Annotated in this window: 18 protein-coding genes and 4 tRNA genes; 19 read left to right on the forward strand and 3 right to left on the reverse strand. The window is 60.2% G+C overall.

Annotated elements, in window-relative coordinates:
* Positions 1-23 precede the first annotated feature (23 nt).
* On the reverse strand, positions 24-2,273 hold the full coding sequence (gspD, locus tag N1078_RS09460; protein ID WP_274087922.1) for a type II secretion system secretin GspD: 2,250 nt from the start codon (positions 2,271-2,273) through the stop codon (positions 24-26).
* Positions 2,274-2,567: 294 nt separating this feature from the next.
* On the opposite strand from gspD, the gene gspE reads away from it, so the two are divergent.
* The 14 genes from gspE (at position 2,568) to N1078_RS09530 (ending at position 10,900) form a co-directional block, all read left to right on the forward strand.
* Positions 2,568-4,055: a type II secretion system ATPase GspE gene (gene gspE, locus N1078_RS09465; protein WP_274087923.1), complete on the forward strand. Its 1,488-nt coding sequence runs from the start codon at positions 2,568-2,570 to the stop codon at positions 4,053-4,055.
* Between the two features lie 13 nt (positions 4,056-4,068).
* The gene (xcpS, locus tag N1078_RS09470) at positions 4,069-5,286 is read left to right on the forward strand and encodes a GspF family T2SS innner membrane protein variant XcpS (RefSeq protein WP_274087924.1); all 1,218 of its coding nucleotides are present in this window, start codon (positions 4,069-4,071) and stop codon (positions 5,284-5,286) included.
* 3 nt (positions 5,287-5,289) lie between these two features.
* Positions 5,290-5,715, forward strand: a complete 426-nt coding sequence (gspG, locus tag N1078_RS09475) for a type II secretion system major pseudopilin GspG (protein WP_274087925.1) — start codon at positions 5,290-5,292, stop codon at positions 5,713-5,715.
* Positions 5,716-5,720: 5 nt separating this feature from the next.
* Entirely contained in the window at positions 5,721-6,263 is a 543-nt protein-coding gene (gene gspH / locus N1078_RS09480; protein ID WP_274087926.1) for a type II secretion system minor pseudopilin GspH, read from the forward strand.
* Positions 6,260-6,649, forward strand: a complete 390-nt coding sequence (gspI, locus tag N1078_RS09485; RefSeq protein ID WP_274087927.1) for a type II secretion system minor pseudopilin GspI — start codon at positions 6,260-6,262, stop codon at positions 6,647-6,649. The genes gspH and gspI overlap by 4 nt, the downstream gene beginning before the upstream one ends.
* Positions 6,646-7,341, forward strand: coding sequence for a type II secretion system minor pseudopilin GspJ (gspJ, locus tag N1078_RS09490; protein ID WP_274087928.1), 696 nt, complete (start codon positions 6,646-6,648; stop codon positions 7,339-7,341). The genes gspI and gspJ overlap by 4 nt, the downstream gene beginning before the upstream one ends.
* Positions 7,338-8,303, forward strand: a complete 966-nt coding sequence (gspK, locus tag N1078_RS09495; protein ID WP_274087929.1) for a type II secretion system minor pseudopilin GspK — start codon at positions 7,338-7,340, stop codon at positions 8,301-8,303. Before gspJ ends, gspK begins: the two co-directional genes overlap by 4 nt.
* The gene (gene gspL / locus N1078_RS09500) at positions 8,300-9,436 is read left to right on the forward strand and encodes a type II secretion system protein GspL (protein ID WP_274087930.1); all 1,137 of its coding nucleotides are present in this window, start codon (positions 8,300-8,302) and stop codon (positions 9,434-9,436) included. The genes gspK and gspL overlap by 4 nt, the downstream gene beginning before the upstream one ends.
* A 2-nt stretch (positions 9,437-9,438) precedes the next feature.
* The gene (locus tag N1078_RS09505) at positions 9,439-9,948 is read left to right on the forward strand and encodes a type II secretion system protein M (protein ID WP_337993316.1); all 510 of its coding nucleotides are present in this window, start codon (positions 9,439-9,441) and stop codon (positions 9,946-9,948) included.
* 146 nt (positions 9,949-10,094) lie between these two features.
* A tRNA-Val gene (locus N1078_RS09510) sits at positions 10,095-10,170 on the forward strand.
* 38 nt (positions 10,171-10,208) lie between these two features.
* Positions 10,209-10,285, forward strand: a tRNA-Asp gene (locus tag N1078_RS09515).
* Between the two features lie 98 nt (positions 10,286-10,383).
* Positions 10,384-10,460: transfer RNA gene (locus N1078_RS09520), tRNA-Asp, on the forward strand.
* 98 nt (positions 10,461-10,558) lie between these two features.
* A tRNA-Asp gene (locus N1078_RS09525) sits at positions 10,559-10,635 on the forward strand.
* A 127-nt stretch (positions 10,636-10,762) separates the two neighbouring features.
* On the forward strand, positions 10,763-10,900 hold the full coding sequence (locus N1078_RS09530; protein ID WP_274087932.1) for a hypothetical protein: 138 nt from the start codon (positions 10,763-10,765) through the stop codon (positions 10,898-10,900).
* Between the two features lie 6 nt (positions 10,901-10,906).
* Here N1078_RS09530 and N1078_RS09535 read toward each other — a convergent pair whose 3' ends face one another.
* The gene (locus tag N1078_RS09535) at positions 10,907-11,947 is read right to left on the reverse strand and encodes an AraC family transcriptional regulator (protein ID WP_411912005.1); all 1,041 of its coding nucleotides are present in this window, start codon (positions 11,945-11,947) and stop codon (positions 10,907-10,909) included.
* Positions 11,948-12,177: 230 nt separating this feature from the next.
* Between N1078_RS09535 and N1078_RS09540 the strand changes: the two genes are divergently transcribed.
* The 5 genes from N1078_RS09540 (at position 12,178) to N1078_RS09560 (ending at position 18,428) form a co-directional block, all read left to right on the forward strand.
* Positions 12,178-14,211, forward strand: a complete 2,034-nt coding sequence (locus N1078_RS09540; RefSeq protein WP_274087933.1) for an NADPH-dependent 2,4-dienoyl-CoA reductase — start codon at positions 12,178-12,180, stop codon at positions 14,209-14,211.
* An 82-nt stretch (positions 14,212-14,293) separates the two neighbouring features.
* Positions 14,294-14,707: a nuclear transport factor 2 family protein gene (locus N1078_RS09545; RefSeq protein ID WP_411912009.1), complete on the forward strand. Its 414-nt coding sequence runs from the start codon at positions 14,294-14,296 to the stop codon at positions 14,705-14,707.
* A 263-nt stretch (positions 14,708-14,970) separates the two neighbouring features.
* Positions 14,971-16,341 (forward strand): chromosome partitioning protein ParA, encoded by a 1,371-nt coding sequence (locus N1078_RS09550; RefSeq protein WP_274087934.1) that lies wholly within the window; start codon positions 14,971-14,973, stop codon positions 16,339-16,341.
* 8 nt (positions 16,342-16,349) lie between these two features.
* A complete protein-coding gene (locus N1078_RS09555; RefSeq protein WP_274088009.1) occupies positions 16,350-17,273 on the forward strand; it encodes a 1-aminocyclopropane-1-carboxylate deaminase/D-cysteine desulfhydrase in 924 nt (307 codons plus the stop codon).
* A 45-nt stretch (positions 17,274-17,318) separates the two neighbouring features.
* Positions 17,319-18,428, forward strand: a complete 1,110-nt coding sequence (locus tag N1078_RS09560; RefSeq protein ID WP_274087935.1) for a cyclic nucleotide-binding domain-containing protein — start codon at positions 17,319-17,321, stop codon at positions 18,426-18,428.
* Positions 18,429-18,448: 20 nt separating this feature from the next.
* On the opposite strand, the gene N1078_RS09565 is transcribed toward N1078_RS09560, so the two are convergent.
* Positions 18,449-19,396, reverse strand: a complete 948-nt coding sequence (locus N1078_RS09565; protein WP_274087936.1) for a DUF1853 family protein — start codon at positions 19,394-19,396, stop codon at positions 18,449-18,451.
* Positions 19,397-19,444: the final 48 nt, after the last annotated feature.

Consider the following 19,444-nt stretch of genomic DNA (forward strand, 5'->3'; position numbering starts at 1 on the left):
AATTGGGCGCCAATCGCTGCGGTTTATTCGGCAATGACCAGCGCGCGGTGCTTGGGCAGCTGTTGCGGGAGTGCAGCCAGAGCTTGCTCGGCCAGTTCGCGGTTGGGGTAACGGCCGTAACGCACGGCGTAGTGATCGTTGCCATCTTGTTGGCGTTTATGCAAGCGCAATGGCAAGCCGGTATTACGCTCAAGCAGCGCCTGCATAAAGTCAGGATTACTGCCCTGTATAAGCTCGATGGTGAAGTGCTCTGAGGTGCTTGCTGGGGGGCTGAACGATTCACCGCCGAGTCCATCACCCAAGGTGTTGGGGTCTACCGGTTTGGGTTTTTCGATCAGCGTTGCGCTCGGTACGACGAAGCTTTGTGGCGGCTCTTGGCGCAAGTCTACTGAAGGCTCGGGGGCGTTGCGGTTAAACAGCTGACTGGCATCTTCCGGCAGGTTGTCGTGGCCACCAGCCTTGCCGAGCAGCCTGAGGTCGCGGTATTTGCCCAGGCTCAGGTTGGCCAGGCCCACGCCGTCACGCGCCACGCTGGGGCGCAAGAACACCATCAAGTTGCGCTTTTGGCGCACTTCGCGCGTTGAGCGAAATAGCCGACCAAGCCCCGGAATATCGCCCAGCAGCGGCACCTTGCTTTCGGTGCTGGTGACATCGTCCTGAATCAAACCGCCGAGCACGATGACCTGGCCGTCATCGGCCAATACGGTGCTTTTAATTGAGCGCTTATTGGTGACCAGGTCCACGGCCTGAGCATTCAGCCCGGAGCTTGGGGCGATGGAGGAAATTTCCTGCTCAATGACCAGGCGCAGGGTCGCACCTTCGTTGATGTGCGGTGTGACCTTAAGGGTTACGCCGATATCTTTACGCTCGATCGTGGTGAATGGGTTGCTCGAGCCGGCCGCATCGGTGGTGTAGGAGCCGGTCTGAAAGGGCACGTTCTGCCCAACCAGGATCTCGGCGGTCTGATTGTCCAAGGTCAGCAGCGTCGGTGTGGACAGCAAGTTGCTCTTGCTGTTGGCCGACAGCGCCGTCACCAGTGCGCCGAACTTGTCATTGCCGATGCCCAGGATGGCGCCGTTGGGTAAGCCAGCGGCCAATGCGGCGTCCTCACCACTGGCAATGGCGCCGAGCAGGGTGCCGACTGACAGGCCCGTATCGCTGAAATTGACCCCGCCCAGGCCCGCCGTGCCGCTGCGGCCATCAATCGCCCATTGCACGCCGAGGGCTTCGCTGATGTCGCCAGACATTTCGACAATCGCGGCTTCAACCAAGACCTGTGCGCGGGGCACGTCCAATTGGCGCACTAAGTCCTCGAACATGCTCACGGTATCGGCTTCAGCCATGATCACAATGGCGTTCAAACTTTCATCGGCCCGAATCATCAGTTTGAGCGGTGAGCCACTGGCCCCCTCACTTTGCTGCATGTTTTCGCCGAAATCACCCAGGGTGCTGGCCATTTCTTTGGCATCGCCATAGCGCAGGCGAATTACCCGGGTATTGGCTGAGCGCGAGCTTGGTGTATCAAGGCTCTGGGCCAGTTTTAGCAAGCGCGCACGGGCTTCGTGCGGACCCAGCAGTAGCAGGCGATTGGCGCGTGTATCGGCAATCACCTGAGCGCCGCCACCTTGGTTGTTTTTCAGCGAGCGATTGATCACCTCGCTCATGTCGTGCACCCAAGCATGGCGCAGCTCGTAAACGCTGAAGTCGTCCTGATTGCTGCTGTCGAGCTGGCGGATGATGTCGCCGATGCGGCTGATATTGGCCGGCGTGTCGCTGATGATCAGCGAATTGGACGAGCTCACGGCTGCCAGGTGGCCGTAGTTCGCCACCAACGGGCGGATGAGCGGGATTAGATCGTTGGCCGCGCCATGCTGCACCTGGATAACCCGGGTTTCCATATTGCCCTGAGTGCCCGCCGCCGCGCGGGCCTCGTTGCTGGGTATGACACTGAGTTGATTGCCGTCGGGCATCACCGCATAGCCGTGGGTGGTCATGACCGAAAGGAATAACTTGTACACCTCCGCCAGGGCCATGGGCTCTTGGGCGATCACCGTGACGTGGCCTTTGACCCGCGGATCAATCACGAACGTTTGATTGCTGATGGTGGAAATCTGCTCGATGAAGTCGCGGATGTCCGCATCCTTCATATTGATCGTCCAGCTGTCTGTGGTTTCTGGCTCGGTGGCATTGGCCATAGAAAGTGTGGTGCTGGCCAAAATGGCAATAAGCGGCAGGGCCAGGCGCAGAGCGAGTCTGCTGGAAAGTTTGCTCATGGGGGTGTTGTCTCTATTGTCCGAGCGTGCGCGGTGTCTGCGCTCAGCCAAGATGGGGTGCTATAAACGTTGGGTGAGATACAGGTAAGTAACGCGTTGTGTGCGGGGGGATGCGCTGCTACCGGTGGAGCACGTGTTCAGTTGCGCGGATACTACTGAGCAATGGCTGTATTTCTAAGATCGGTTTACACGATCTGCGAGGTGAATCGCATTTTGTGGTTTATTCTGCGCAAAGAGCGAGAATGCCGGCAAGATAGCCGCCCTATTACGTATAGATAGCCTTGGTGACTACGCATGCGGTCCACCGTTTTAACTGTTCAGCCGCCGCGATTATCCTTTGCTTTTGCCCGTCGCCAGGGCGTGTTTTTCTTTAAGCACGAGCAGCAGTGGCAGCTGTGCGTACGTGAAGGCAGTGACCTTTGCGTGGTGCAAGAAGCCCAGCGGGTTGCGGCTTCGGTGCTGACGCTGCAATGGTTGCCTGCCGCTGCATTTGAACAGGCCCTGGCCAAGGCTTACCAGCACGACTCAGCATCCATGCAGTTGGCCGAAGATTTGGGCGGGAGCCTAGATTTGGCCTCCTTAGCCGAACAGGTGCCAGAAACCGAGGACCTGCTTGAGCAAGAGGACAACGCGCCGATCATCCGTTTGATCAACGCCATTCTCGGCGAAGCGATCAAGGAAAATGCCTCGGATATTCACTTGGAAACCTTCGAGAAACGCTTGGTTGTGCGCTTTCGCGTGGATGGCATTCTGCGTGAAGTGCTGGAGCCCAAGCGGGAGCTGGCGGCGCTGCTGGTCTCCAGAATCAAGGTGATGGCGCGCCTGGATATCGCCGAGAAGCGCGTGCCGCAGGACGGGCGGATTTCCCTGAAAGTCGGTGGCCGTGAGGTGGATGTGCGCGTCTCCACGCTGCCTTCGGCCAATGGCGAGCGGGTGGTGCTGCGTTTGCTCGACAAGCAAGCCGGACGTTTGAATTTGCAACACCTGGGCATGAGTGCGCGCGACCGTGAGCTGATGGAAGCCACGGTGCGTAAGCCTCACGGCATCCTGCTGGTGACTGGGCCCACCGGCTCGGGCAAGACCACCACGCTGTATGCCAGCCTGGTTAGCCTGAATGACCGCACGCGCAATATCCTCACCGTTGAAGACCCGATCGAATACCACCTCGAGGGCATCGGCCAGACCCAGGTCAACACCAAGGTCGAGATGACCTTTGCCCGCGGTCTGCGCGCCATCTTGCGTCAGGACCCCGACGTGGTGATGGTCGGCGAAGTTCGTGACAAGGAAACCGCTGAAATTGCCGTACAGGCCTCCTTAACCGGCCACCTGGTGCTGTCGACCTTGCACACCAACAGTGCGATTGGTGCGATTACCCGCTTGGTGGACATGGGCATTGAGCCGTTTCTGTTGGCGTCATCCTTGCTCGGTGTCTTGGCCCAGCGTCTGGTACGAGTGCTCTGCCCACATTGCAAACAGGCCTACCAGGCTGATGAAGCCGAGTGCGCGCTGCTCGGCGTGGCTGCCGACGTTGCGCCGACGCTGTATCACGCCGGCGGTTGTGCTGAGTGCCATCAGCAGGGCTACCGTGGCCGTACCGGGATCTATGAGTTGGTGGTGTTTGATGAGCACCTGCGTACCTTGATTCACAGCGCCGCTTCCGAGCAGGAGATGACCCGTCACGCCCGTAGCCTCGGCCCTAGCATTCGTGAGGATGGTCGGCGCAAGGTATTGGAAGGGGTGACCACGGTCGCGGAAGTGCTGCGCGTGACTCGCGAAGAATGAGTGGGGACGAATAATGGCTGCCTTCGAATACCTCGCGCTCGATGGCAAAGGCCGCCAGCAGAAAGGTGTGCTGGAAGCCGATAGTGCCCGTCAGGTGCGGCAGATGCTGCGTGAGCGGCAGCTGGCGCCTTTGGCTGTTAAAGCCACGCGCACCCGGGAAAATGCCGGCGCAGCTAGCTATTTCAGTTTTTCTCGCGGTATTTCCGCTCGTGATCTGGCGTTGATTACCCGCCAATTGGCGACTTTGGTGCAGGCCGCGTTACCCATTGAGGAGGCTCTGCGCGCGGCGGCGGCGCAGGCCATTTCACCGCGCATTCAGGGCATGTTGCTGGCGGTGCGGGCGCGGGTGCTGGAGGGGCATGACCTGGCCAGCAGCCTGAAAGAATTCCCGTCGGCGTTCCCCGAGCTTTACCGCGCCACCGTGGCGGCCGGTGAGCATGCCGGCCATTTGGGGCCGGTACTGGAGCAGTTGGCCGACTACACCGAGCAGCGCCAGCAGTCGCGGCAGAAAATCCAGCTGGCGCTGCTCTATCCGCTGATCCTGATGTGCACCTCTTTGCTGATCGTCGGCTTCCTGCTCGGCTATGTGGTGCCCGATGTGGTGCGGGTGTTTATTGATTCCGGGCAAACCCTGCCGGCATTGACCCGCGGCCTGATTGCCTTAAGTGACTGGGTCAAAGGTTGGGGCTGGCTGGCGGTGATTATCCTGGTGCTGAGTGTATTGGCCTTGCGCTGGGCGTTGCGCGATGAGGTGATCAAGACCCGCTGGCATGGTTTTTTGCTGCGCATCCCGCTGCTGGGGCGTTTGATTCGTGCGACTGATTGCGCGCGGTTTGCTTCGACCCTGGCGATACTGACCCGCAGCGGCGTGCCCTTAGTTGACGCCCTGGGGATTGGCGCACAGGTTATCGCTAACCGAGTGATCCGTGCGGATGTGGTCATCGCCGCGCAAAAAGTGCGCGAGGGCGGCAGCCTCACCCGTGCGCTGGAAGCCAGCGGGCAGTTCCCGCCGATGATGCTGCACATGATTGCCAGTGGTGAACGCTCCGGCGAATTGGACCAGATGCTGGCCCGCACGGCGCGTAATCAGGAAAACGATCTGAGTGCCCAAGTGGCGCTGCTGGTCGGTCTGTTTGAGCCGTTTATGCTGGTGTTTATGGGGGCGGTGGTGCTGGTGATCGTGCTGGCCATTCTGCTGCCGATTCTGTCTCTCAATCAGTTGGTGGGGTAAGCAGTGAGCAAGACACAGAAAGGTTTTACGCTGATCGAAATCATGGTGGTGGTGGTGATCCTGGGCATTCTGGCGGCTCTGGTTGTGCCGCAAGTGATGAGCCGGCCTGATCAGGCCAAGGTTACTGTCGCTAAGGGCGACATCAAGGCGGTGTCGGCTGCACTGGACATGTACAAGCTGGACAACCACGCCTACCCAAGCACCCAGCAGGGGCTTGAGGCGTTGGTGAAAAAGCCATCCGGCAGCCCGCAGCCGAAAAACTGGAACCGCGACGGTTACCTCAAACGCATGCCGGTCGATCCCTGGGGCAATGTTTATCAGTATCTGGCTCCCGGTACTAAAGGGGCTTTTGACCTCTATTCCCTGGGGGCGGATGGCAAGGATGGCGGTATCGATCAGGATGCCGATATCGGTAACTGGGACCTCTGACCCGTATGTGCCAGCAACCGAATCGGCTTGGCGGCTTTACCCTGATCGAGCTGCTGGTGGTGCTGGTGATTCTCGGCAGCCTGATCGGTCTGGCGGTGCTCAGTGTGGGCATTGCCGGCCCAGGGCGGGAGCTGCACAACGAAGCCGAACGGCTGGCTGGATTGATCGGCGTGCTGGCTGAAGAGGCCGTGCTGGACAATCAGGAATACGGGCTGTTGCTGGCTCGAGAGTCTTATCAAGTGCTGCGCTATGACCCGCTCAAGCAGGCCTGGCAAACGCTGGGCAGCAAAGCGCATGCATTACCAGTTTGGGCCGAATTGAGCGTTGAGCTGGAGGGCGCTGCGTTGGCGTTGCCGTCATCTGCAGGCGATGCACCCACTAAGGTGGGGCTGCTGCCACAGTTACTGCTGTTATCGAGTGGCGAGATCAGTCCATTTCGTTTGCGCTTGGCTGAGCGTCGTAGCGATGGTTTGCGCCTGCAACTGGTCAGCGATGGCTTTCGTTTGCCGGTGGTCGAAGTCCTGCAGCCAGGAGGGCGCAATCAATGAAGCGCCTGGGCGGTTTTACGTTATTGGAGGTGCTGGTGGCCTTGGCGATTTTCGCTCTGGTCGCCGCCAGCGTGCTGACCGCCACCGCCCGCAGCCTGCAAATCGCCGCCCGCCTGGAAGATAAAACCTTGGCGATGTGGATTGCCGATAACCGCTTGAGTGAAATGCAGTTGGCGCGCGAGCCTGTGGCCGATGGTCGTGAGCAGGGTGAAGTCGCGTTCGCCGGGCGGCGTTGGCAATGGCAAAGCGAAGTCGAGGCGACCAGCGAGGCGGATATGCGCCGTGTCACGTTGTGGGTGGCACCGATGGCGCAGGATCGTTCCGCCGGCGGTGTGCGCGAGCGGTCCGTAGTTAGCCTAAATGGCTTTGTCGGGGTGATGCGATGAGGGCGGTACGCGGTTTCACCTTGCTTGAATTACTGATCGCCATCGCCATCTTCGCACTGCTGGGGCTGGGCACTTACCGCATGCTCGACAGCGTGCTGCAAACCGACAAGGTCACCCGCAGTCATGAACTGCAGTTGCGCGAACTGGTGCGCGCCATGGCGGCTTTCGAGCGCGATGTGCTGCAGGTGCAGGCGAGGCCTGTGCGTGACGCCTTTGGCGAGTCACGCGCCGCATTGCTGGGCGACGGCCCTGAAAACCCGGTCTTGGAGTTGACGCGCAATGGTTGGCGCAACCCGTTGGGGCAACCCCGTTCAAGCTTGCAGCGGGTGCGCTGGCAGCTCAGTGGTGAGCAATGGCAGCGGCGTTATTGGAGCGTGCTGGATCAGGCTCAGGACAGTCAGCCGCAGATTCAGCAGGCGCTGGACGGTGTCACCCAGCTGCAGCTGCGTTACCTGGACCAAGCGGGTATCTGGCAGAGCAATTGGCCGCCGCTGGACAAAAAGCCCGATGAGGCGCTTATCGTTCTGCCGCAAGCCATTGAACTGGTGCTGCAGCATCGCCGTTATGGCGAGTTGCGCCGGCTACTTCGCCTGCCTGAAGGCTTGCCTGAGCGTCTGCAACAAGCAGCGCAGCAGAGTCCTGAGAACTCAGCTGAATTAGCCGATGAACCTCCCGCAGAGTCACAGCCATGAGCCAGCAGCGCGGTATGGCGTTAATAACCGTGTTGCTGGTGGTGGCCGTGGTTACGGTGGTCAGCGCTGGAATCATTGCGCGCCAGCAGTTATCGATCCGCAGCAGCGCCAATCAGTTGCACGTGCGCCAGGCCTGGCATTACGCCCTGGGGGGCGAAACCCTGGCCAAAGCCATCCTGCAGCGCGACTTGCGCGAGGGTGACCCGCGGGCGCCGGTGGATCACCCGGGAGAGGCATGGGCCAAACCCCGCGCGCCTTTTGCCCTGGAAGAGGGCGGCGCGTTGCGGGTACAGATCAACGATCTAAGCGGACGTTTCAACCTCAACAGCATGCTGCGCCAAGGGCAGCCCAACGCAGCGGCGGTGGCGCAATTTCGTCGTCTGCTGCTGGGGCTGCAGATCGAAGTGCCCTACGCGGAGAGTCTGCTTGATTGGCTAGATGCCGACGATCAGCCTTCGGGCGGTTATGGTGCGGAAGATAACCAGTACCTGCTGGCACAGCCTGCCTATCGCGCCGGTAACCGTGAATTGACTGATGTGTCGGAGCTGCGCCTGTTGCTGGAAATGACCGAAGCGGATTATCAGCGCTTGCAGCCCTATGTCAGCACCTTGCCAGCGAATGCCACCCTTAATGTGAATACCGCCAGCGCGCGGGTGCTGGCCAGTTTGGCCGAGGGCCTATCGCTGAGCCGCGCGCAAGGCTTGGTTGCGGCGCGAGGGGGTGAAGGCTATCGCGATGTGCCGAGCTTTTTAGCGCAGCTCAATGGCCTACAGGTGCAAAGCCAGGCGCTTGCCGTGGGCAGTGAGTATTTTCAGGTGCTCAGCGAAGTCAGTGTCGGTGAGCGCCGCCAGGTTTTACGCAGCACGTTGCAGCGGGCCAGCGATGCGCGGGTGTATGTTTTAGCACGTGATTTGGGGCAGGGCGGTATGCCGCTGGTGCCCGTTGAGGAAGTCCAACCATGAGTCAAACCTATGTGTTTCTACCGCCTGCTGCCTGCGTGGGTGCGCAGGTCGATCTGCCGGTGCAGCGAGTTACTGGTGGGGTGAGCGACAGCCTGCTGTTCAGCGATGCGCAGGCGCAGTGTGGTGGTAATTGGGTATTGGTCTTGCCGGTTGAGGCGGTGACTGCCTGTGCGGTCAACCTACCAACCCGCAAAGCGCGCTGGTTGCGCCAAGCCTTGCCGTTTGCCGTGGAAGAGCTGCTCGCCGAAGACGTTGAACTGATGCACTTGGTCCTGGGTGAGCAGCTGGACGATGGCCGTCATCGGGTATTTGCCGTGCGCCGTAGCTGGCTGGCCGGCTGGTTGGCGCTATGTGCCACGCCGCCCCAGGCGATTGCGGTGGATGCTGATTTGTTACCAGGGCCTGGTTCTGCACTCTTGCCGTTGCACGGGCGCTGGCTGTTGGGTGGCGAAAATGTGGCGCGGATGGCCGTGCAGGCGCAGAGCTGGCCGCAACTGAGCCCGTTGTGCGCGCACCCACAGGTGGCGTGGTGTGGCCCTGAGCAGTCGCCGCTGCAGCCGATTGATGAGGTTAAGGCAGTGGTGGAGCCCTTCGTTTGGCTGGCTCAGCAGCCGCTGCGTAATAACCTGGCGCAGGGCGAGTTCGCCGCGCAATCGGCCGGTGGCCAGTGGCAGCGCTGGCGGCCTTTATTGGGGGTGGTAGGGCTGTGGCTGGTGCTGCAGTGGGGCTTTAATCTGGCGCAGGGCTGGCATCTGCAGCGTCAGGCCGACCATTACGCCAGTTCCAGCGCCGCTTTGTACAAGGAGCTGTTCCCGCAGGACAGCAAGCTGATCAACCTGCGTGCGCAGTTTGATCAGCACCTGCAGGCCGGTGCGGGCGGCGGGCAAGCGCGCCTACTCGGCCTGCTGGCCCAGGTCAGTGGGGCGCTGGCAGCCGAGGGCCGGCAGGTGCAGATCAGTCAGGTGGATTTCAGCGAGGCGCGCGGTGATCTGGCCCTGCAGGTTCAAGCGCCGGGTTTCGCCGAGCTGGAGCGTTTGCGCGAGCGTTTAGAAGGCGGTGGTTTGGCGGTGCAGCTGGGTTCTGCTAGCCGTGAGGGCAGTGGTGTGAGTGCGCGCGTGGTGATCGGAGGATGAGCATGGTTCAGCAAGACAACAAAGGCTTTACCGCGCAGGCTCAGTTGCTGCAGCGCTGGCGTGCTCTGGCGCCGCGTGAGCGTTTTTCGCTCGGCAGCTTGGGCGTATTTCTGCTGCTGGTGCTCTTGTACCTGACGCTATGGCAACCTGCCCAGCAACGCTTGGTCAGCGCGCGGAGCGCGTTTGAAACGCAGCGTGCGTTATACGCTTATCTGCAAGGGCAGGCGCCAGCGGCGCGCCAAATGGTCAGCCGTCCGCAGCAGGCCATTGACCCGGCCCGCCTGCAAGGCCTGGTTACGGCTACGGCGGCAGCGCGTGGGCTGACGATTGAGCGGCTCGACAATGCCGGCGACGGTGCCTTGCAGCTCAACCTGCAACCGGCTCCTTTTGCTCAATTGCTGGGGTGGTTTGGCGTGCTGCAGGAGCAGGGCGTACAAATTGCCGAAGCCGGGCTGGACCGGGCGGACGATAACAAAGTGGCGGCTCGGTTAAGTCTGCGCATTACGCCGTAGCAGATCGTTCGGTGGCCTATTGGCGCAGGGCGCTGTTTGGCGTGTCAGGGAAGAGCAGTGTTTTTTTCACTTTTTTAGAAAAACTTGAAGCAGGGTATTGACTTAGGTTCGGCCCTTGCGTAAATTTCGCCACCTCGCAAGGCCAAGGGTGATTAGCTCAGCTGGGAGAGCAGCTGCCTTACAAGCAGCGGGTCGGCGGTTCGATCCCGTCATCACCCACCACTTGCCGAGAAGTTTACCGGACGAAAGTCCACCGACGCGCAGCGGTAGTTCAGTCGGTTAGAATACCGGCCTGTCACGCCGGGGGTCGCGGGTTCGAGTCCCGTCCGCTGCGCCATATTTTCCAGCCTGAGTTCGCTCTGGGTGAGATGAAAAAGCCCAAAGGCTGATTCGTCAGATGAAGCAAGCGTTACACGGACGAAAGTCCACCGACATGCAGCGGTAGTTCAGTCGGTTAGAATACCGGCCTGTCACGCCGGGGGTCGCGGGTTCGAGTCCCGTCCGCTGCGCCATATTTTCCAGCCTGAGTTCGCTCTGGGTGAGATGAAAAAGCCCAAAGGCTGATTCGTCAGATGAAGCAAGCGTTACACGGACGAAAGTCCACCGACATGCAGCGGTAGTTCAGTCGGTTAGAATACCGGCCTGTCACGCCGGGGGTCGCGGGTTCGAGTCCCGTCCGCTGCGCCATATAGGAAGCCCGCTGATAGCGATATCAGCGGGTTTTTTATTGCTTGCGATTTTTGCGCTCGCGCTGAGGGTTGCTGCGCGACAACCTGTCATCTTGTATTCATCTTTCTCCTCTAGCTTGATTGGCATGCGCTGTGTAACCAAGCCGTCGCTGACGTATCGAGTGGGAGAACAGGTAATGGATGAATATCAAGAAGAGCTGCTAGAAGCCCGCACCACCGAGCTGGATGTGCCGGCAGGTGACGAAGACGCCACTGAGCTCTAGCGGGTATTAGAGCGCTCTGCGCTGCTCCCGGCGGTACTCGCCCGGGGTTTGCTGGTTCCAGCGCTTGAATGCGCGCTGGAAGGCTTCGGCGGAGGCAAAGCCAAGCAGGTAGGCGATTTCACCGAAAGCCAGTTCTGTGTCGCGGATATACGCCATAGCCAGGTCGCGGCGGGTGTCGTTAAGGATGCTGCGAAATTGCGTGTCTTCCTCGGCCAGTTTGCGCCGCAGGGTCCAGGTGGGTAATTGCAAGCGCGCCGCGACTTCCGCCAAGTCGGGCTCGTGGCCATGCAGCAGAGGGCCGAGCAGCTGGGTGATGCGTTCACGCAGGCTGCGTGTGCGAGTCAGTTGCTGCAGTTCCCCTTCGCAGATTTCCAGCAGGTGCCGCCAGGTGCTTGGACAGTGTTCAGGGTTGCGCAGGTTCAGGCTCTGCTGATTCAGGCGCAGCTGATTGTGCTCACAGGCAAACTCCACCGGGCAGGCAAACAATTCGGCATACTGCGCTGCGTAGTCGGGGGCGGGGAATTCGATCTGCACTTTTTCCACGGGCAGGCTCTGTTGCGCGAGCTTGCTCAGTTGTTGCGCCCAGCTGGCCAGTACGGAATCGACGACAAAGCGGTTATAGGCGTTATACGGGCTGATCGAGTAGAAGCGCAGCCACGCGCCGCGGGCGTCTTCATGCAGGCTGGATTGGCCGCGGTAATTGCTGGCATACAGCGGCTCGAAGCGGATCAGTGCGCGCGCCGCTTCGCGGACCGTAGGGGCTTGCATGGCGGTGACGCCGGCCAGGCCGAGTTGGCTGAGGCGGCTGGTTTGCCCCATAAGCAGCCCCAGCCCTGGCTGCGAGCATTGCTGAATCGCCGCATGACCTAAGCGCATATAGCGCGGGATCGATAGCCGTGCGCGCGGCTCGGCCAGGCGTGCCGCATCCAGGCCGTAGCTGTCGAGCAGCGGCTGAGGGTCCTGAGCACAATGGCGCATGGCGTCCGCCAGGCTGCCGACAAAACCCACCGACAGGTCACCGAGTTTGACCCGTGTGCTTTTCAGCATTGCAGCGTTATCCCGTCTGCGCCCATTTAGTCTTGGGCATTTAGATAAGGCGTCAGGGTAAGTGGGTGTTTGGGCTTTGCCAAGGCTCGCTGCTCTTTTTGATCAGTAGGTTGTCACTTTGAGTCATTGAGCCGTTCGGCTGGGCTGACTATCGTCTAGACCATATCGACCGCGACCCACTAAGAGGTGGCGGCATCCGTGTAATGCCTCTGTTTGATCTGGAGATTTTCATGACCGCTCTCTACCCGCACCTGCTGGCCCCGCTTGATCTGGGCTTCACCACCCTGAAGAACCGCACCTTGATGGGCTCCATGCACACCGGGTTGGAAGAAAAACCCAATGGTTTTGAGCGTATGGCCGCTTACTTCGCCGAACGCGCCCGTGGTGGTGTCGGCCTGATGGTGACTGGCGGTATCGGCCCGAACGAAGAGGGTGGCGTGTATTCCGGTGCGGCCAAGCTGACCACTGTTGAAGAAGCCGAAAAGCACAAAATCGTCACCCGCGCGGTGCATGAAGCGGATGGCAAGATCTGCATGCAGATTCTCCACGCCGGGCGCTATGCCTACAGCCCAAAATCGGTGGCGCCAAGCGCGATTCAGGCGCCGATCAACCCGTTCAAGCCACGCGAGTTGGATGAAGAGGGCATCGAGAAGCAGATTCAGGATTTCATCAATTGCTCCGTGCTGGCCCAGCAGGCCGAATACGACGGTGTGGAAATCATGGGTTCGGAAGGTTATTTCATTAACCAGTTCCTCGCCGCCCACACCAACCACCGTAACGACCGCTGGGGCGGTAGCTACGAAAACCGCATGCGCCTGCCGGTGGAAATTGTCCGCCGTGTGCGTGAAGCGGTCGGCCCGAACTTCATCATCATTTATCGCCTGTCGATGCTCGACTTGGTGGAAGGTGGCAGCACCTGGGATGAAATCGTGCTGCTGGCCAAGGCTATCGAAAAAGCTGGTGCGACCCTGATCAATACCGGGATCGGCTGGCACGAAGCGCGTATCCCCACCATCGCCACCAAGGTACCGCGCGCGGCCTTTACCAAGGTTACCGCCAAGTTGCGCGGCGAGGTGAATATCCCGCTGATCACCACCAACCGCATCAACACCCCAGAGATTGCTGAGCAGGTGCTGGCCGAAGGCGATGCTGACATGGTGTCGATGGCGCGCCCGTTCCTTGCCGACCCGGACTTCGTCAATAAAGCTGCCGAAGGTCGCAGTGATGAAATCAACACCTGCATCGGCTGCAACCAGGCCTGCCTGGATCACACCTTCGGCGGCAAGTTGACCAGCTGCCTGGTTAACCCGCGCGCCTGTCACGAAACGGAACTGAACTACATCCCGACTGCTGCAGTGAAGAAAATCGCGGTGGTCGGTGCCGGTCCTGCGGGCTTATCCGCTGCCACCGTAGTGGCTGAGCGTGGTCATAGCGTCACCTTGTTTGATTCGGCCAGCGAGATCGGTGGCCAGTTCAATGTGGCTAAGCGCGTGCCGGGCAAGGAAGAGTTCTTTGAAACCCTGCGTTACTTCAAGCGCAAGCTGGAAACCACCGGGGTTGAACTGCGCCTTAACACCCGTGTCTCGGCTGATGAGCTGGCCAAGGGCGGCTATGACGAAATCATTCTGGCCACCGGTATTGCCCCGCGTACGCCAGCGATTCCCGGTATCGAGCACGCCAAAGTCATCAGCTACTTGGACGCCATCCTTGAGCGTAAGCCGGTGGGGCAGAAAGTCGCGGTGATCGGTGCCGGCGGTATCGGCTTCGATGTGTCCGAGTTCATTACGCACCAGGGCGAAGCTACCAGCCTTAATCGCGAGGAGTTCTGGAAAGAGTGGGGTATTGATGCGGCGCTGGAGGCCCGTGGTGGCGTCGCCGGCATTCAGGCGCATCCGCATCCAGCGGCGCGTGAGGTGTTCTTGTTGCAGCGCAAGAAAACCAAGGTAGGTGACGGCCTGGGTAAAACCACCGGCTGGATCCACCGCACCGGTCTGAAGAACAAGAACGTGCAGATGCTCAATGCGGTCGAGTACCTCAAGGTCGACGACGCTGGCCTGCATATCAGTATCGCCGGTGGCGAGCCGCAGGTGCTGCCTGTCGATACCATCATCGTTTGCGCCGGTCAGGACCCGTTGCGCGAGCTACAGGACGGCCTAGTGGCTGCCGGGCAGAACGTACACCTGATCGGCGGGGCTGATGTGGCCAGTGAGCTGGATGCTAAACGGGCAATTAACCAGGGCTCGCGTCTCGCCGCCGAACTTTAAGCACTCAACGCCCCGCCTTGTGCGGGGCGTTTTGTATGTGGCTCATAAAAACAAGGAGAAGCCCGTGCCTCATAGCACTCAGCTGCATTCAGAAGCCGCCGTCACGCTTGCTCAGTGGCATGCCTTGATGCTGAAAAATGATCTTGGCGGATTGCCTGCGTTGCTTCATCCGCAAGCGGTGTTCCGCTCACCCATGGCATACAAGCCGTACGTTGGTGCACCGATGGTCTCGCTGATTCTCAATACCGTGAGCAAGGTGTTTATCGATTTTGCCTACCACCGCGAACTGGTCAGCGCCGATGGCCTCAGTGTGGTGCTGGAGTTCAGTGCCAGGGTGGGCGAGCGTGAACTGAAAGGCATCGACATGATCCGTTTCGATGAGGCAGGCAAGATCATTGAGTTTGAGGTGATGATTCGCCCTATGAGCGGCCTGCAAGCCTTGGGTGATGAAATGGGGCGTCGTCTGGCGCCTTTTCTGGCGGCGGCAAAAGCCTGACGCGTTGCACCAAGCCCATCACAGTTTCGCCCTGTAGGCCCGTTTTCACGGCGGGTTGGCAGAGCGACTGCCAACCCAGTCACATTGCTGGGCTTGGTTTTTCCCCTAGACTTGCCCAAGCAAGGGTATAGCGCCTTAAACACAGGCTTTGCTTAACTCGTCAGAAAGTTGGCAGTCTTGCTATGTGTGCCATTTTTTGCGCAGCATAGGCAAGATATGTCGCGCGCTGAGCGGAGCGCCCGTCTCGGCCTAGGGGATAACCAATGAGCATGCAGAACAAGCCGCAGATGGTTGAGGCCGTAATGTTCTTTAGTGAACGCGGCGGCATCGGCAAGCAAATGTTTTTCCCCGAATTCGAGGCCTTGCTCGATGGCGTAGTCAATATGCCCGAATTCGCCGATCAGCAGATGCGCGTGGCCTACATGCTGATCAACCCACGCCTGCTGATCAAAGCGCTGGTGTTCTTCTATCTGGATTTTGATGAAAAAGGCGCGCCCGACTCCGGTTGGAATATTCCTTTGCAGGCGCTGGCCGAACGCGCTGGGCGCGGCCCTGATCTAGGTGCCGGGCCAATTCGCCTGGCGTGCCGCAGCCAGTGTCCTGTCTCCTGGCATCAGATGCACCTCTGGGACCCCGGCCTGAGCCCTGGCAATAATGATTTGGTGCTGCTGCGCGATGCGGTTAAACGCAACACCCTGGGTTTGCTGGTCGAAGATGAGGGCGCTCAAGCGGTCGCGCCAGAGCGCTTGCAAATGGCCTCGGAGGACAAGTGGTACGCCCCTGATCCGGGCCAGGAAGAAACCGTCAAGGCTAGCCACAAACTTGATCACGAACAGCGCCTGAAAGCCGCGCAACTGATCAAACAGCAGCGATTACGCATCAGCAGCCTCAGCCAGCAGCATGAGGAAGAACTGGCCAAGTTCAAGTTGGCCAGCGAGGCACAGAGCAAGAATTTGCAGGCGCAGATCCATGGCTTGCACCAGGCGCTGCGTCAGCAGGAAGAACACAATACTGCGTTGAAGGCTCAGCTGGCCGCGCAGGCGGCGAGCTTCCAAGCAGCCCGCGAAGACATGACCGAACAGCTGCGGGCGCTGGAACATGATGGGCGCAGTGAAAGCGACAGCCTGCGTGCGCAATACGAAGGTGAGATGCAGGCCAAGATCGCCTCTGCGGTGGCCGAGTACAAAGAGCAAATTGCCATTCGCGATGTTGAGCTGGCCTATCGCAGTGAGCAAGACACCCAGGCGTTGCAGGAAATAAATCGCCTCAAGCGCGCCTACGCGGATTTGGCCAGCCAGGGCGGTGATCAGATTCTCGAGCGCTTAGCCAAGCTTGGAGTGGTCTTTGTGGTGTATCACCCAGGTGCCGGTCATCTGACCATCCCCTTGCAAGACATCAGCACTTATCAAGACAACCCACAGGCTTACGCGGCCGCCAAATGCTTTGTCAGTGAAGAGCAGTACCGCCAATGGCTGGCGCATTACCAGCAGCCCAGCTGCGAGGCTTTGCTGCCCAGTGGCGAGCGTTGCGCCATCCCGATCGACCGCATTGATACGCCCAGCCGCTTTACCCTAGCGGAGTCCAATTGCTGTGCGCGGCACAAAGCCAGTAGCCGTTTGCGCACTGTTAGTTAACCTTGCCTATTGTCTTGCCTGATTGGGCGCCACGTGCCCCTCTGCAAACCCTGCGACTGGAGTGGTCGATTGCCGCCGGAGTTGAATTGGCGGTGTTGCGCCTGGATCTGCTTGATCCGCTGATTAGCGGCAATAAGTGGTTCAAGCTCTCTCATCATTTGCGTGCTGCGCAAGACAGTGGCGCCAGCGGCGTGATCAGTCTGGGTGGAGCGCACTCCAATCATTTACATGCCCTGGCGGCTGCCGGTAAGCGTTTCAACTTCCGGACCATCGGGTTATTGCGCGGCCATCCGCAGCAGACGCCGACAGTGGCTGATTTGCAGGCTTTCGGCATGCAGTTGCATTGGCTGGGTTATGCCGGCTATCGAGCCCGTCATGCGCCCGAGTTCTGGCTGCCCTGGCTGGCGGATTACCCTGAATTTTATCCGGTGCCTGAGGGTGGTGGTGGCCTGTCGGGTGCATTGGGCTGCATGTGTTTGGTGTCGCAGGTGCGCGAGCAGCTGGCAAGCCTGGGGTGGGACAATTATGACGCCTGGTGGCTGGCGGCCGGCACGGGCACCACGTTGGCAGGCCTGCTGTTGGGTGAGGCGGCCGCGCACCCAGTGCATGCGGCGTTGGCTGTGCCAGCCGACCATGGTGTCGAGCAGCAGGTGCAGGCGATTGTTGAGGCTGCCGCGATGCCGATTGGGCCTTATCATTTGCATGCAGCCTGCCGTGGTGGATTTGCCAAGGTGGATGCCGAGTTGCTTGGCTTTATGCAGGCCGCAGAGGCAGAAGGCGGGGTGCCACTGGAGCCGCTGTATACCGCCAAGGCCTTAATGGCGTTGCGCCAGCAGGTTGAGGCCGGTTACTTTGCTCGCGGTAGTCGCTTGGTGTTTGTCCATACCGGCGGCCTGCAAGGCCGTGCGGCGGCGTTGATGCAGCACCCGTAGGCGTAACGTGGCTACACTAAATTTCACCCGCGAGCTGGATATGCCATGAGCGAAGCTCTTAATCCCGAACAATTACGCAGCCTGACGCCACTCAATGTGCTGTCCGAACAGCAGTGGCGGGAATTGCGTGGGCAACTGGTTCCGCAGCCGCTGCTGGCGGGGCAATTGTTGTTTCGCCCGGGGGATCAGGCGCGTTTGACCTATTACCTGCTAGCGGGTGAGTTGTTGCTGCAATCTGCCGATGGTCAGGCGCAACGCATACAGGCAGGCAGTGAGGCCAGTTGCCATCCGCTGTCGCCGAGCTTGCCGCGTTTGCATGAGGCCCGTGCGCTGACTGATGCCAGCGTGCTGGCGCTGGATACCAGCACCCTCAATCGCTTACTGACCTGGCGCTTGGCTTATCAGGATCTGCTGCTGGAATTGGGGCACAGCCATGAAGATGTCGAGTGGCTGGAGCGCCTGCTGGAGAACCCACTGTTTGCCAAGGTGCCACCGTCCAACGTGCGCGCCATGCTTGAGCGCTTGCAGCGGGTTGAGGTAGCTGCCGGCAGTACCGTACTGCAGGAAGGTGATGTCGGCGACAGCTGCTACTTCCTGAACAGTGGCCGGGCCGAGGTGATTCGCGGAGCAGGTAGCGCGCAGCAGGTATTGGCTGAGCTGGAGATTGGCGCCTGCTTTGGTGAAGAAGCCTTGCTGGCCGACAGCCCGCGTAATGCCACAGTGACCATGCTCGAAGACGGTGTGGTGTTGCGTCTGAATCGCCAAGACTTTTTCGCCCTGCTTAAAGCGCCAGTGGTCAACGAGGTCTCGCTCGGCGAGGCTTCGCGCCTGCTGGCCGGTGGTGCGCAGTGGCTGGATGTGCGCTTGCAAGAAGAGTACGAGCGCGCTCATGCCTTGCAGTCATTGAACATGCCTCTGCAGTTGCTGCGTTTGAAAGCCCGCTTGCTGGATAAAACGCGCACTTACCTGTGTTATTGCGACAGTGGCAAGCGCAGTGCCAGTGCGGTTTTTTTGCTTTCACAGTTGGGCTATAGCGCCTATGCCTTGCGCGAGGGTGTGGATGCCTTACCGGCGGTGCAGCGAGATGCGTTGTTGTGTGAAAGTGGCTCGGGCTATTTGGCGCGCTCGGGTGGGCGCACAGAGCGCAGTCTATAAGCGGCGGGCTCTGTACCCAGTTATTCGGTGGCCTGCGCCGGCCATTGATCATTCACCAGAAACACCCGCTCGGCTTCCCGCCAGCAGTGTTGTTGCGGGGCTTCAATTAAGTGCACAAGTAACTGCGCATTGGCATCGTTAGGCAATGCCGCCAGCCAGTGGGTAAATTGCTCGCACGTCCACAGTTGCTCTTGCTCAATACGTGCGGGGGCCAGCCAGGCCTGGCGTGGCAGTGCTTGCCAGTGACCAGGGTGCTGCATGGCAAAGTGTGCCCAGTCTGCGCGATGGAGCCAGCGCCCACGCAAATGGGCCGGGTTCTCTCCGTGCGGTGCGGCATAGGCTTGCCGCCAAGGGCGAAACAGGTAGCCGGCCAGCCAGAGTGCCGCCTGGGGTCGCTGAATATCCAGCTCAGCCAGCCTCTGTAGGGCTTCAGTCCGTGATGAAAGCGGCAACTGGTGCTGACCTAAATGCGCCAATTTGATATCCAGGCGGTCGTGGCTGCCTGGGCCGAGCCAATGCGCAGGATCCGCGCCGCTGCAATGCGGCTGGCCCAGGTACAGCTTGATGGCCAGTTCCAAGTGATGCACACCTTCGTCATCACGCAGCAACATATCCAGCTCACCCAGGGTATGGCCGTGCAGGCGGATGGGCAGGTTGGCGGCTAGCACTTCAACGTCGGGCGCAGCGTGCAGGGCAAACTGCCAGAGGCGTTCGTAGTACAGCCCCAAACGGCGCACCGAGTGTTGGCTTAGCCACTGCTGCAGTGCATGGCTGTCGGCATCCAGGCTCATTAACCAGTCAGCCAGTTTTTCGGGGTGCTGGCTCCAGCTGCTGGCCCTGAGCGGGTGGCGCTGTGGCCAGGGTGAGTCTGCCAGCAGCGGTGGAGAAAGCAGCGCCCACGCTAGATCACGGACGGCAGGTTGGCGTAGGTGCGTGGGCAACTCGGTGAGCGAAGGGAAGGGCATCATGCTGCGAGCATAGCGCAGAGCCGGTCAGCGGTTTGCTGCTGCCATAGC

The organism is Pseudomonas sp. MIL19, assembly GCF_028680365.1.
Lineage (GTDB): Bacteria > Pseudomonadota > Gammaproteobacteria > Pseudomonadales > Pseudomonadaceae > Aquipseudomonas > Aquipseudomonas spirodelae.

Excerpts from the sequence above, each read along its gene's own strand:
- N1078_RS09535 (WP_411912005.1), bottom strand. The coding sequence starts at position 11,947 with ATGCTGAAAAGCACACGGGTCAAACTCGGTGACCTGTCGGTGGGTTTT.
- gspI (WP_274087927.1), top strand. The coding sequence starts at position 6,260 with ATGAAGCGCCTGGGCGGTTTTACGTTATTGGAGGTGCTGGTGGCCTTG.
- gspK (WP_274087929.1), top strand. The coding sequence starts at position 7,338 with ATGAGCCAGCAGCGCGGTATGGCGTTAATAACCGTGTTGCTGGTGGTG.
- gspL (WP_274087930.1), top strand. The coding sequence starts at position 8,300 with ATGAGTCAAACCTATGTGTTTCTACCGCCTGCTGCCTGCGTGGGTGCG.
- N1078_RS09540 (WP_274087933.1), top strand. The coding sequence starts at position 12,178 with ATGACCGCTCTCTACCCGCACCTGCTGGCCCCGCTTGATCTGGGCTTC.
- gspE (WP_274087923.1), top strand. The coding sequence starts at position 2,568 with ATGCGGTCCACCGTTTTAACTGTTCAGCCGCCGCGATTATCCTTTGCT.
- N1078_RS09550 (WP_274087934.1), top strand. The coding sequence starts at position 14,971 with ATGAGCATGCAGAACAAGCCGCAGATGGTTGAGGCCGTAATGTTCTTT.
- N1078_RS09560 (WP_274087935.1), top strand. The coding sequence starts at position 17,319 with ATGAGCGAAGCTCTTAATCCCGAACAATTACGCAGCCTGACGCCACTC.
- gspJ (WP_274087928.1), top strand. The coding sequence starts at position 6,646 with ATGAGGGCGGTACGCGGTTTCACCTTGCTTGAATTACTGATCGCCATC.
- N1078_RS09530 (WP_274087932.1), top strand. The coding sequence starts at position 10,763 with ATGCGCTGTGTAACCAAGCCGTCGCTGACGTATCGAGTGGGAGAACAG.
- xcpS (WP_274087924.1), top strand. The coding sequence starts at position 4,069 with ATGGCTGCCTTCGAATACCTCGCGCTCGATGGCAAAGGCCGCCAGCAG.
- gspD (WP_274087922.1), bottom strand. The coding sequence starts at position 2,273 with ATGAGCAAACTTTCCAGCAGACTCGCTCTGCGCCTGGCCCTGCCGCTT.
- N1078_RS09505 (WP_337993316.1), top strand. The coding sequence starts at position 9,439 with ATGGTTCAGCAAGACAACAAAGGCTTTACCGCGCAGGCTCAGTTGCTG.
- gspH (WP_274087926.1), top strand. The coding sequence starts at position 5,721 with ATGTGCCAGCAACCGAATCGGCTTGGCGGCTTTACCCTGATCGAGCTG.
- N1078_RS09565 (WP_274087936.1), bottom strand. The coding sequence starts at position 19,396 with ATGATGCCCTTCCCTTCGCTCACCGAGTTGCCCACGCACCTACGCCAA.